A 12,403-nucleotide genomic window follows, 5' to 3' on the forward strand; every position below is an offset into this window, starting at 1 on the left:
GGCTGCGCAGCGGCCGCGCCGACGCGGCCGCTGCGCAGCCTGGTGCACGTCGAAGGCGTGCGCGAGAACCAGCTCGTCGGCTACGGCATCGTCGTCGGCTTGAACGGCTCGGGCGACAGCACCCAGGTCAAGGCCGCCGGCCAGTCGGTGACCAACCTGCTCAAGCAGTTCGGCGTCAAGCTGCCCGAACGCACCGAGAGCAAATCCAAGAACGTCGCCACGGTGATGGTGAGCGCGGTGTTCCCGCCGGGCTACCGCAAGGGCCAGCAGATCGACATCACCGTGTCTTCGCTCGGCGACGCCAAGAGCCTGCGCGGCGGCACGCTGCTGCTGACGCCGCTGCGCGCCGCCGACGGCGAGGTCTACGCGCTCGCCCAGGGCAACCTGGTGGTCGGCGGCGTCAGCGCCGCCGGCGCCAGCGGCTCCAGCGTCACCGTCAACACACCGACCTCGGGCCGCGTGCCCAACGGCGCCACCGTCGAGCGCGAGATCGAGAGCGACTTCGACGCCGGCCCCGAGGTGCGGCTGAGCCTGAAGCGGCCGAACTTCGAGACCGCGACCGCCGTCGTCGACGCCATCAACCGGCGCTGGTCCGGCGCAGCGACGACACGCGACGGCACCACGATCCAGGTGGTGGCGCCGCGCGAGCCGACCGAACGTGTCGCTTTCGTCGCCGCGCTCGGCCGGCTCGCGATCGAGGTCGGCCGCGAACTGCCCAAGGTGGTCTTCAACTCGCGCACCGGCACCGTCGTCATCGCCGACGGCGTGCGCGTGCGCCCGGCCGCGGTCTCGCACGGCGCGCTGCGTGTCGTGATCTCCGAGACGCCGCAGGTCAGCCAGCCCGAGCCCTTCTCGCGCGGCGGCCAGACCGCCGTCGTGCCGCGCAGCGACGTGCAGGTCGAGCAGCAGGGCGCCGGGCGCATGTTCCGCTGGCCGCCGTCGACCAGCCTGCAGACCATCGTCGACGTCATCAACAGCACCGGCGCGACGCCCGACGACGTCATGGCCATCCTGCAGGCGCTGGACGAAGCCGGCGCCATCGACGGCGAGCTCGTCGTCATCTGATCCACGAGGCACCCATGAGCACCATCGACCCGCTGCAAGCCGGCCCGGCCGCTGCCGCCACCGAGGCCGCCCCGGCGCCCGCCATGGACGCCGCCACCCGCGCCCGCGCCGAGAAGGCCGCGGTGCAGTTCGAGGGCTACATGATCGCGGAGATGCTCAAGCAGACGCGCCAGGGCCTGCGCGAACTCGCCGCCGACGACGGCACGCGCGACCGCAGCCGCGACGACCTGCAGGACATGGCCGACCGCGCCGTCGCCGACGCGATGGCCGGCAGCCGCGCCTTCGGCATCGCCGACGCGCTGCTGCGCCAGGTGCTGCCGCCCGAGCCGCTTAAGACAAGCGCCGCCGCCGTCGCCCTTCCGGTGAGCGGCGCTGCAGCCGACACGAGGACCCGATGAGCATCATCAGCATCGCCCTGACCGGTGCCCAGGCGACGCAGATCGCACTGGCGACGGTCAGCCAGAACGTCGCCAACTCGAAGACCGACGGCTACACGCGCCAGGGCACGCTGCTGACGGCGCTCGGCTCGACGCGCGGCGGCATCAGCGCCGGCGACGGCGTGCAGGTGAGCTCGCTGCAGCGTTTCAGCGACGGCTACAAGAACCTGCAGCTGTGGCAGTCGGCCTCCGAAATGGGACAGCGCCAGTCGTCCCAGCCCTATCTGTCGCAGCTCGAGCGCGTGATGGGCGACGAGGAGGGCGGCATCGGCGGCGGCATCGACGAGCTGTTCACCGCGCTCAACGCCGCCAGCGTCGAGCCCACCTCGACGCCGCTGCGCCAGCAGGTGATCAGCGCCGCCGACGCGCTGTCGCAGCGTTTCGTCAGCCTGCAGCAGACGCTGGCCAACCAGCGTTCGGCGATCGAGCAGCAGCGCGGCAGCCTCGCCGGCCAGGTGTCGACGCTTTCCACCGGCATCGCCGACCTGAACCGCCAGATCGCCTCGGCCCAGGCCACCGGCGGCGGCACCTCGGCGCTGCAGGACGAGCGCGACCGCAAGATCGACGCGCTCGCATCGCTGGCCGCGGTGCAGGTGGTCGAGCAGCCCGACGGCACGCGCAACGTCTCGCTGCGCAACGGCATGCCGCTGGTCGTCGGCGCGCGCGCGGCGTCGATCGAGATGAACCCGGGCAGCCCGCCGACGGTCACGATCGCCTTCGCCAGCCAGAGCTACACCGTCGGCGGCGGGGTCGTGGGTGGCCAGCTCGGCGGCCTCGACGACTACCTGAGCAAGGTGCTGACGCCGATGGCCGACAGCGTCGCCCAGCTCGCGTCGCAGATCGCCTCGTCGGTCAACAGCACGCTCGCCGGCGGTTTCGACCTCGACGGCAACGCCGGCGGCGCGCTGTTCCAGTTCGACGCCGGCACCGGCCGCATCGCCGTCAACCCGGCGCTCACCGCGCGCCAGCTCGGCTTCTCGTCGGACGCGACCAAGCCCGGCAACAGCGACGTGCTGCAGCAGCTGGTCGAGCTGCCGACGCAGAGCGTGACGCTGCCGCTGCTGGGCTCGGTGCAGCTGCGCGACGCCTGTTCGCAGCTGCTCGGCGACCTGGGCAGCCGCAGCGCCCAGAACCAGGCCGCGCTCGCCACCGCCGAGACGGTGCGCGACCAGGCCGAGCAGAACTGGAAGTCGACCAGCGGCGTCAACGACGACGAAGAAGCGGCCAGCCTGATCCAGTACCAGCAGATGTACCAGGCCAACCTGAAGGTCATCGCGGTGGCCAACGAGTTGTTCGACAGCACGCTGCAGATGTTCGGCTGAAGGCCGGCGAAGAAGGAATCACATGCGTATCGCCAGCACCCAGTACCACGGCACGATGACGCGCGCGCTGCAGCAGGCGAACGCGCAGACCGGCTCGCTGCTCGAACGCATCGCCACCGGCAAGCGCCTGGCGGTGCCGTCCGACGACCCGGTGGCCGCCGTGCGGCTGTCGCGCCTGGCGCGCGAGGACAGCGCGATCGAGCAGTACCGCGACAACATCGGCGCGCTGCGCTCGCGCCTGCAGCAGAACGAGGCCCTGCTCGACTCGGCCAGCGCCGACCTGATGAGCGCGCGCGACCTGCTGGTCTGGGCCGCCGACGGTGCCAACACGCCCGACGACGTGCAGGCGATGGCGAGCACGCTCGCGTCGCTGCGCGACAGCCTCTACTTCACCGCCAACAGCCGCGACCAGGAAGGCCGGCGCCTGTTCTCGGGCACGCTCAGCGACACCGCGCCCATCGCCTACGACGCCAGCGCGCCGGCCGGCAGCCGCTACAGCTGGGCCGGCAACGAGGAGACGCAGTGGGTCGTCGTCGGCAGCGGTGTGCGCCAGCCGGCCAACGTCTCGCTGCCGACGATGCACGAGCTGCTGAACAAGCTCGACCTCGCCGCCGAGACCGCCGCCACCGGCGGCTCCGACGCCAACGACCCGGCGGTGCGCGCCGTGCTCGTGTCCGCGTTCGAAGGCATAGACACCGAGCTCGGCAACGTCACCTCGCTGATCGCCGGGCAGGGCGGGGCGATGAACCTGCTGCAGACGCTGGACGACAACCACGCCAACCTCGGCCTGGCCAACGCCGAGGCCGAGATCGAATACGGCGCGCTCGACTACACCGACGCCGCGGTGCGGCTGGAAGGCTACAAGACGGCGCTGGAGGCGACGCAGAAGGCTTATGCCAAGGTCGCCGGGCTGTCGCTGTTCGACGTGATCTGAGCACCGGAGCCAAGCGCAGGTGCAGATCCAGAACTCGCTTGCCGGCGTCGCCGCCACCCGCGGCACGCGCCGCGAGGCCGATTCCAGCCTCGGGGCGGCGCTCGCTGCGGCCGCCGGCGGGGCCGGCGCTGCCGCCGATGCCGCGCCCGCTGCGTGGCGCGCGCGAGCAGGCCCAGGGCCCGTCCAACAGCACCGTCGCCGGCGCCCAGCGCACGCTGAACTACCTCGACGAGCTGCGCCAGCGGCTGCAGGCCCTGAAGGAGCGGCTCAGCCTGCGCATCGCCCAGGGCAAGGAGACCCGGGACGCGGCCGACGCCGACGGCGCGGGCCTGCAGGCCGCGCTCGAAGACGCCGCGAGCAGCTGGCGTTCGCGTGGCGACGCGACCTCGGGTTTTCTCGACGACACGCTGGCCTTCGACGCCGAGGGCCAGGCGCGGGTGCGGTTCCGGGTGCGCGGGCTGAACGCCGCCGCGCTCGATTCCGGCCGTGCCGAGACGCTGTCGTTCCAGTCGCGCAGCTCGCGGCGTTCGATCAGCGTCGTGCTCGCCGACGGCGAAGGCGCCGGCTCGGCGCTGCGCCAGCTCGACCGCGCGCTGACACCCGTCGGCGTTCGCGCCGGCCTGGACGCGTCGGGCGAACCGGTGTTCAGCGTCGCCGAAGCCGACTGGGCCGGGCTGCAGGGCTCGCTCAGCGTCACCGGCGGCGGCATCCGCTTCCCCGCGGGCCAGGCGCAGCCGGCACGCCTGCAGCGCCAGAGCGAAGCGCTCGCGCCCGAGGGCTGGGGCGTGGACGACATCGAGCAGTCGCGGCAGACGCTGCGCGAGGTCGCGCGTGCGCTGGAGCGGGTGCAGCGTGTCGCCGAGTCGCTGCGCCGGCTGCTCGCCAGCCAGGCCCAGACCAGCGTCGACCCGGCCTGGGCGCAGAGCTTCGTCGGCGACCTGAGCGCGACGCTGAACGGCGCCAGCTACGAGACCTATGTGGCGATGGCGCCGGCGCTGGGCGGCATCAACCGCAGCCGCGTCGTCGAACTGCTGTCGCTGCGCTGAAACGCGTCTTCATAAGTTTTTCTCATATAAGACGTCGTTTTGTTTTCTTGCGTGTATGAACACGCCGGGTCAACATGAGGAATTCGAATCATGAATTCCAAGCTGAGGACCCGATGAGCGAACAGAACCCGCGCGCCGGCTGGCGTTTCGAGACCCTGTCGGTGCACGGCGGCTACAGCCCCGACCCGACGACCAAGGCGGTCGCGGTGCCGATCTACCAGACGGTGGCTTACGCCTTCGACAGCGCGCAGCACGGTGCCGATCTGTTCGACCTGAAGGTGCCGGGCAACATCTACACCCGCATCATGAACCCGACGACCGACGTGCTCGAGCAGCGCGTCGCGGCGCTCGAAGGCGGCATTGCCGCGCTCGCGCTGGCTTCGGGGCAGGCGGCGGTCACCTACGCGATCCAGACCATCACCGAGGCCGGCGACAACATCGTCGCCTCGAGCGCGCTCTACGGCGGCACCTACAACCTGCTGGCGCACACGCTGCCGCAGTTCGGCGTCACGACGCGTTTTGCCGACGCCAGCGACCCGGCCAGCTTCGAGCCGCTGATCGACGCCAAGACCAAGGCGATCTTCGTCGAGTCGATCGGCAACCCGGCCGGCAACGTCACCGACGTCGCCGCGATCGCCGCGATCGCGCACCGCCACGGCGTGCCGCTGATCGTCGACAACACCGTGCCCAGCCCCTATCTGTTCCGCCCGATCGAACACGGCGCCGACATCGTGGTGCAGTCGCTCACCAAGTACCTGGGCGGCCACGGCACCAGCCTGGGTGGCGCGATCATCGACTCGGGCAAGTTCCCGTGGGCGCAGTACCCGGAGCGGTTCCCGCGCCTGAACACGCCCGACGTCAGCTACCACGGCGTCGTCTACACCGAGGCGCTGGGCGCGGCGGCCTACATCGGCCGCGCGCGCGTCGTGCCGCTGCGCAACACCGGCGCCGCGATCTCGCCGTTCAACGCCTTCCAGATCCTCACCGGCATCGAGACGCTGGCGCTGCGCATGGAGCGCATCAGCGACAACGCGCTGGCGGTGGCCCAGCACCTGAAGCAGCACCCCAAGGTGGCCTGGGTCAACTACGCCGGCCTCGAGGATCACCCCAGCCACGCGCTGATCCGCAAGCACTACGGCGGCCGCGCCTCGGGCCTGCTGACCTTCGGTCTGAAGGGCGAACCCGGCCAGGGGCGCGAGAACGGCGCCCGTTTTCTCGACGCGCTGCAGCTGTTCACGCGTCTCGTCAACATCGGCGACGTGCGCTCGCTGGCCACGCACCCGGCGTCGACGACGCACCGCCAGCTCGCGCCCGAGGAACTGGCCAAGGCCGGCGTCAGCGAGGACACGGTGCGGCTGTCGGTCGGCATCGAACACATCGCCGACCTGCTGGCCGATCTGGACCAGGCGCTGGCAGCGGTCTGAGCGACGTGTGCCCGGGTCTTCACCCCCTCTCCCGCATGCGGGAGAGGGGGCCAACGAGACAAACCGGGTCCCGGGTCTTCACTCCCTCTCCCGCTTGCGGGAGAGGGAGCCAACGAGACAAACCGGCTTCCCGGATCTTCACTCCCTCTCCCGCACGCGGGAGAGGGAGCCAACGAGGCAAACATGACCCAGCGTCGCCAGATCCTCCAGTGGGCCGCCGCCGCCGCGCTGCCCGCGTTCGGCAGCACCCAGGCCCAGAACGGCGCCTTCCCGGCCAAGCCGGTGCGCATCCTCGTCGGCAACACCGCCGGCAGCGGTGCCGACGTCGCCGTGCGCATCGTCGCGCGCCAGCTGCAGGACGACTGGCGCCAGCCGGTGGCGGTCGAGAACCGCACCGGCGCCGGCGGCCTGGTCGCCGCCGAAGCCGTGGCGCGCTCCGAGCCCGACGGCCTGACGCTGGCGCTGTCGCAGGAAGGCGCGATCACGATCGCCCCGGCGCTGCAGGGCCGGCTGACGTTCGATCCGATCAAGGAGCTGGCGCCGGTGGTGCACCTGGCCGACAGCGATTACGTGCTCGTCGCCAACGCCGCCACCGGCTGGCGCAGCCTGGGCGAGATGATCGCCGCGGCGAAGAAGCGCCCCGGCGCCTACAGCTACGCCTCGGCCGGCGTCGGCTCGCTGCACCACCTCGCGTTCGAGCTGCTGAAGGCCGAGCGCGACTTCTATTTCGTCCACATCCCTTACCGCGGCGGCTCGCAGGCGGTGGCCGACGTGGCCTCGGGCCAGGCGCAGGCGATGTGGGTCTCGGTGACCGCGGCGCTGCCGCACATCCAGTCGGGCCGGTTGCGGGCCCTGGCCATCGGCGGCGCCCAGCGCGCGCCGCTGCTGCCCGGCGTGCCGACGGCCGGCGAGACCATCCCGGGCTTTCGTGTCACGAGCTGGTTCTCGCTGTTCGCGCCGGCGCGCACGCCGGCTGCTGTGCTGGAGCAGATCGCCCGCGACGCCAGCGCCACGCTGCGCCAGCCGGCGGTGCTGGAGGCGCTGCGCAAGCAGGGCATCACGCCGGTCGGCGGCACGCCGGCCCAGCTGGCGCAGCTGGTGCGGCGCGACTTCGAGCGCTACAGCCGGCTGTCCGACCGCGTGAAGCTGGCCAGCGACTGAAGCCGGCCGGGTGCTGCCGGCGCGCTCGGCCACCAGGTCGTCGCCGTCAGCTTCAGCACCGCGAGTGCGGCGCGGCGGATGTCGGCGTCGATCACCGGCGCGAGTTCGCCGGCCGTGCCGCGCGCGCAGCCCAGCGCCGGCCTCACGAGGCGGGGGCAGGGCGGGTGGCGGGGCTGTAAGGCGGCGAACGGCATGGCGGGTCCTCGAAACGTGTCCGGGCACGATAGGCGCCGCCGCCGGCCGCCGCCACGAACCAATGGTCGCTTCGATATGCGCGCGCCGCAGGGTGCCGGCCGCAGCCGGCACCCGCGGCCTCAGCCGCGCCGTCCGGCCACCGGCCGGGCGCTGGCGAGCCGGTGCAGCACGGCGACCAGCTGGTCCACTTCCTCGCAGGTGTTGTAGAAGGCCAGCGAGGGCCGCACGGTAGCTTCCAGCCCGAAGCGCCGCAGGATGGGCTGAGCGCAGTGGTGGCCGGTGCGCACGGCGATGCCTTCGCGGTTCAGCGCCTGGCCGATCTCGTCGGTCGAGTAGCCGGCGAGCACGAAGGACAGCACGCTGGCCTTGTCGCGCGCGGTGCCGATCGGCCGCAGCCCCGGCACCTCGGCCATGCGGCCGCTGGCGTACTCGAGCAGCCCGTGTTCGTACTGCGCGATGTTGGCGATGCCGATGCGCTCGACATACTCCAGCGCCGCGCCCAGCCCCACTGCGTCGGCGATGTTGCCGGTGCCGGCCTCGAAACGTGCCGGCGGCGGCTGGTATTCGATGCGCTCGAACGTGACGTCGGCAATCATGTTGCCGCCGCCCTGCCACGGAGGCAGATCCTCCAGCAGCTCGCGCCGGCCGTAGAGCACGCCGATGCCGGTGGGCCCGAAGACCTTGTGGCCCGAGAAGACGAAGAAGTCGGTGTCCAGCGCGCGCACGTCCACCTTCAGGTGCGACACCGACTGGGCGCCGTCGACCAGCGTGCGGATGCCGGCGCGGCGTGCGATGGCCACGATCTCGGCCACCGGCACCACGGTGCCGAGTGCGTTCGAGACCTGGGTCACGGCGATGATCTTGGTGCGCTCGCTCAGCAGGCGCTGGTATTCGTCGAGCCGCACCTGGCCGCTGTCGTCGACCGGGATCACGCGCAGCTTGGCGCCGCGTTCGTCGGCCAGGCGCTTCCAGGGCACGATGTTGGCGTGGTGCTCCAGGTGCGAGACGACGATCTCGTCGCCGGCGCCGACGTGGCGGCAGCCCCAGGCCGCGGCGACCAGGTTGATGGCCTCGGTGGCGCCGCGCACGAACACAATCTCCTCGGTCGACGCGGCACCGATGAAGCGGCGCACGGTCTCGCGCGCCTGCTCGTAGGCGTCGGTGGCACGCGCTGCCAGCGCGTGCGCGGCGCGGTGGATGTTCGAGTTCTCGTGGGCGTAGAAGTGCGCGAGGCGGTCGATCACCGCCTGCGGCTTCTGCGTCGTCGCGGCGTTGTCCAGCCAGACGATGCGATGGCCGTTGATGCGCTCGGCCAGCAGCGGGAAGTCGCGCCGCACCGCGTGCACGTCGAAGGGCGGATGCGCGTCGGCGAAGGCCGGGCGGCCGGCTGCGGCTGCCGCCGGTGCCGCTTCGGGCACGAAGTAGAAACGCGGCGAAGCGGCCGTTGGCGCCGCGGGCGGCGTCGGCGTCGCATCCAGCCGCGGCACCGCGCCCGCGGTCGGCAGCTGCCAGGGCAGCGCGCGCAGCGCCTCGAAGGCCGGGCCGGCCGCCGGCGTCGCCGCCGGTGCCGCTTCGGCCGCCGGGAAACCCAGCGCCTCGGCTTCGGCGAAGTGGAAGGGTGCCGCGGCCACCGGCGCCTGCGGCACCGCCAGCAGGTGGCTGCCCAGACGGCCGTCGTAGGCCGGCGCGGCGGACAGCAGCACGTCGGGCACGCCGTTGCCGGCCAACGCGTGCGGCCGCCGCGCCGGAGCCGAGGCGACGATGTTGGCGGCGCTCTGTGGCGAGCTCGGCAGCAGGTTGGCGCCGGGCGGCAGTCCGCCCGGAACTGCTGCCGGCGTCGATGGGCCGAAGCTGCCGGGCGGCAGCGTCAGCCCGGCCGGGTGCGGCCGCTCGGGCAGCGGCACGCCGCCGGTGGCGGGCACCGTGGCCGCGCCCGGCCAGCTGCTGAACAGTTCGCCGGCCAGGCGCGCGAGCAGCGCCGGGTCGGGCAGGCCGGGCGGCAAGGCCGCGGCCGGGATCTCGGGGGTCGTCATCGGGACGGGGTGTTTCCTGTGCATGACCGAGGCGCGGGCCCCGATCCGTGCCTGCAGCGCATCGAGCGGACGCCGCGGCCGGGCTTCGCCCGGTCGCTGGCGTCGCCCCCTTGAGGGGGAGCGCCGAAGGCGCTACGGGGGTGGGTCATCGGTAGGTGTCCGGATACGCGTGGTACTTGCCGATCTCGACGTCCTCCAGCACCGCCAGCGCGTCCTCGGTTTGCACCGCCAGCGAGCAGTACAGCGAGATCAGATAGGACGCGATGGCATTGCGGCTGATGCCCATGAAACGCACCGACAGACCCGGGCTCTGTTCGCCCGGCAGCCCCGGCTGGTACAGGCCGACGACGCCCTGGCGCTTGTCGCCGACACGCAGCAGCAGCACCTTGGTCTTGCCGTCGGCCACCGGCACCTTGTCGCTGGGCACCAGCGGGATGCCGCGCCAGGTCAGGAACTGGCTGCCGAACAGGCTGACGGTGGGCGGCGGCACGCCGCGGCGCGTGCATTCGCGGCCGAAGGCGGCGATGGCCAGCGGGTGCGTCAGGAAGAAGGCCGGTTCCTTCCAGACCTTGCTCAGCAGTTCGTCGAAGTCGTCGGGCGTCGGCGCGCCGGTCAGCGGGTACACCACCTGATCCGGGTGCACGCTGGCGAGCAGGCCGTAGTCGGGGTTGTTGATCAGCTCGCTTTCCTGCTTCTCCTTGATCGTCTCGATCGTCAGGCGCAGCTGCTCCTTGATCTGGTCGTGCGGGCTGCTGTAGAGGTCGGAGACCCGGGTGTGCACGTCCAGCACGGTGCTGACGGCGTTCAGGAAGTATTCGCGCGGCTCGGCCTCGTAGTCGACGAAGGTGGTCGGCAGCTCGGACTCGTCGCGCTTGGCGCACAGCACCTGCACGTCCTGCGGGTTGCGCACCTTGTTCAGGCGATAGATGCCGGCTTCGACCGGCACCCACTGCAGCAGATGGGTCAGCCAGCGCGGGCTGATGGTCGCCAGGGTCGGCGCGGTCTTGGTGGCGTTGGCAAGCTGGCGGGCGGCGCTGTCGCCGAGAGCCAGTTGCACGGGCGCGGTATCTGCCATGGAGAACTCGTCCTCTTGGATGTGAAGCGTGCGACGGCGCCGCCGGGTGGCGGCTGGACCGGAGGTCGCCGCCGCAGTCTCCGGAACGGCGGTAGCAGGCGGCAACCGGCTATAGACGGCGAACGCCCCGCGCCACGAGCGAACGCAAGGACGGCGCTGCGTGGGCGCAGGCGGTGCATGTCGACATGCGCCGATGGCGCAACAACGGGGGCGGCCGCCGTCTGCCACGCCGGCCGCGCCCCTGCGCGCCAGAATGGGCGCATGAAACGACGCAGCTTCCACGCCTGGGCCGCACTCGTGCTGGCCGCCACCGGCCGCCCGGCGGCGGCTGCCGCCGACATCGGCGACGCCGACACGCTGGGTGCGATCGAACGTGCCGTCGCCGGCCGCCTGGGCGTGCAGGCCTACGACCTGGACAGCGGCCGCAGCCTGGGCCACCGCGCCGACGAACGTTTCCCGCTGTGCAGCACCTTCAAGTGGCTGCTGGCCGCCGCCGTGCTGGCGCGTGTCGACGCCGGCCGCGAGCGCCTGGAACGTCGCATCGTCTACGGCCGCGAGGCGCTGCTGGAGTACGCGCCGGTGACCGCGCCACGCGTCGGCGGCCAGGGCCTGAGCCTGGCCGAACTCTGCGCGGCCGCGGTCACGGTGAGCGACAACACCGCCGCCAACCTGCTGCTCGACACGCTCGGCGGCCCGGCGGCCTTCACCAGCTTCGTGCGCACGCTGGGCGACCGCGTGACGCGGCTGGACCGGCGCGAGCCCGCCCTGAACGAGGCCCGCCCGGGCGACGAACGCGACACCACCAGCCCGGCGGCGATGGTCGCGGCGCTGCGCCAGGCGCTGTTCGGTGGCGCGCTGTCGCGGCGCAGCAGCGAGCTGCTGCTGCAGTGGATGGTGGCTTCGAGCACCGGCGCCAAGCGGCTGCGCGCCGGCTTCCCTGCCGACTGGAAGGTGGGCGACAAGACCGGCAGCGGCGGCGAAGGCACGACCAACGACGTCGCCGTCGTCTGGCCGCCCGGGCGTGCGCCGCTGCTGGTGGCCGCCTACCTCACCGAATGCCAGGCACCGCTGGAGGCGCGCGAGGCGGCACTGGCGCTGGTGGCGCGGCGGGTGAGGGTGGGGCTGCTGGGTTGAGGGGCCGGCCCCTGGCGCCGCGGCCGCCTAGGGCCGGTTGAGGATCTGCGCGCCCGGCCCCTTGGCGCCGAGCGCGTCGCCGGGGTTGCGCAGCGGGCATTCCTCCAGCGACAGGCAGCCGCAGCCGATGCACTGGTCCAGTTCGTCGCGCAGCCGCGTCAGCTTCTGGATGCGCTGGTCCAGATCGACGCGCCATTCCGAGGCCAGCGTCTTCCACTGGCCCGCCGTCAGCTTGCTGCCCGGCGGGTAGCGGCGCAGCGCCTCGCGGATCTCCTCCAGCGGGATGCCGGTGCGCTGCGCCACCTTGATGATCGCGATGTAGCGCAGCAGCACCGGCGCGTAGCGGCGCTGGTTGCCTTCGGTGCGCACGCTGCTGATCAGCCCCTTGGACTCGTAGAAGTGGATCGTCGAGACCGCCACGCCGCTGCGCCTGGCAATGACGCCGACCGACAACAGCGCGGTCGAACCTTCCGCAATCTCTTGCGCCATGCCTCTTGACCTCAAGTTAAGTTGAGGTTTTAGAGTCTATCCCGTCCGGTCCGGTTTCAAAACAGCAGTCTCGGTTTGGGTCCCGGCA

Annotated in this window: 12 protein-coding genes; 8 read left to right on the forward strand and 4 right to left on the reverse strand. The window is 72.1% G+C overall.

The features are described from left to right. The 7 genes from CKO43_RS12740 to CKO43_RS12770 all read left to right on the forward strand — a co-directional run. A partial coding sequence (locus CKO43_RS12740) for a flagellar basal body P-ring protein FlgI (protein WP_200378860.1) occupies nt 1-1,065 on the forward strand: 1,065 nt, incomplete at its 5' end. 14 nt (nt 1,066-1,079) lie between these two features. After that, on the forward strand, nt 1,080-1,463 hold the full coding sequence (locus tag CKO43_RS12745; RefSeq protein ID WP_200378861.1) for a rod-binding protein: 384 nt from the start codon (nt 1,080-1,082) through the stop codon (nt 1,461-1,463). After that, on the forward strand, nt 1,460-2,824 hold the full coding sequence (gene flgK / locus CKO43_RS12750; protein ID WP_200378862.1) for a flagellar hook-associated protein FlgK: 1,365 nt from the start codon (nt 1,460-1,462) through the stop codon (nt 2,822-2,824). The genes CKO43_RS12745 and flgK overlap by 4 nt, the downstream gene beginning before the upstream one ends. Nucleotides 2,825-2,846: 22 nt before the next feature. Next, entirely contained in the window at nt 2,847-3,758 is a 912-nt protein-coding gene (flgL, locus tag CKO43_RS12755; RefSeq protein ID WP_200378863.1) for a flagellar hook-associated protein FlgL, read from the forward strand. A 137-nt stretch (nt 3,759-3,895) separates the two neighbouring features. Further along, nucleotides 3,896-4,804: a hypothetical protein gene (locus tag CKO43_RS12760; RefSeq protein WP_200378864.1), complete on the forward strand. Its 909-nt coding sequence runs from the start codon at nt 3,896-3,898 to the stop codon at nt 4,802-4,804. Between the two features lie 113 nt (nt 4,805-4,917). Then, on the forward strand, nt 4,918-6,228 hold the full coding sequence (locus CKO43_RS12765; protein WP_200232244.1) for an O-acetylhomoserine aminocarboxypropyltransferase/cysteine synthase family protein: 1,311 nt from the start codon (nt 4,918-4,920) through the stop codon (nt 6,226-6,228). 183 nt (nt 6,229-6,411) lie between these two features. Next, nucleotides 6,412-7,389 (forward strand): Bug family tripartite tricarboxylate transporter substrate binding protein, encoded by a 978-nt coding sequence (locus CKO43_RS12770; protein ID WP_200378865.1) that lies wholly within the window; start codon nt 6,412-6,414, stop codon nt 7,387-7,389. On the opposite strand, the gene CKO43_RS12775 is transcribed toward CKO43_RS12770, so the two are convergent. The 3 genes from CKO43_RS12775 to CKO43_RS12785 form a co-directional block, all read right to left on the reverse strand. Then, nucleotides 7,347-7,535 carry a hypothetical protein gene (locus CKO43_RS12775; protein WP_242481153.1) on the reverse strand — a complete coding sequence of 63 codons (189 nt, stop codon included), beginning with the start codon at nt 7,533-7,535 and terminating at the stop codon, nt 7,347-7,349. The genes CKO43_RS12770 and CKO43_RS12775 overlap by 43 nt on opposite strands. A 168-nt stretch (nt 7,536-7,703) precedes the next feature. Then, nucleotides 7,704-9,617: a family 2A encapsulin nanocompartment cargo protein cysteine desulfurase gene (locus CKO43_RS12780; RefSeq protein ID WP_200378867.1), complete on the reverse strand. Its 1,914-nt coding sequence runs from the start codon at nt 9,615-9,617 to the stop codon at nt 7,704-7,706. Nucleotides 9,618-9,762: 145 nt separating this feature from the next. Beyond that, entirely contained in the window at nt 9,763-10,692 is a 930-nt protein-coding gene (locus CKO43_RS12785) for a family 2A encapsulin nanocompartment shell protein (protein WP_200228386.1), read from the reverse strand. 261 nt (nt 10,693-10,953) lie between these two features. Between CKO43_RS12785 and bla the strand changes: the two genes are divergently transcribed. Then, a complete protein-coding gene (gene bla / locus CKO43_RS12790; protein ID WP_200378868.1) occupies nt 10,954-11,826 on the forward strand; it encodes a class A beta-lactamase in 873 nt (290 codons plus the stop codon). A 27-nt stretch (nt 11,827-11,853) separates the two neighbouring features. Here bla and soxR read toward each other — a convergent pair whose 3' ends face one another. Continuing rightward, the gene (soxR, locus tag CKO43_RS12795) at nt 11,854-12,315 is read right to left on the reverse strand and encodes a redox-sensitive transcriptional activator SoxR (RefSeq protein WP_200378869.1); all 462 of its coding nucleotides are present in this window, start codon (nt 12,313-12,315) and stop codon (nt 11,854-11,856) included. Between the last annotated feature and the right edge of the window lie 88 nt (nt 12,316-12,403).

Source organism: Rubrivivax gelatinosus (assembly GCF_016583785.1).
In the GTDB taxonomy this organism is placed as follows: Bacteria; Pseudomonadota; Gammaproteobacteria; order Burkholderiales; family Burkholderiaceae_C; genus Rubrivivax; species Rubrivivax gelatinosus_B.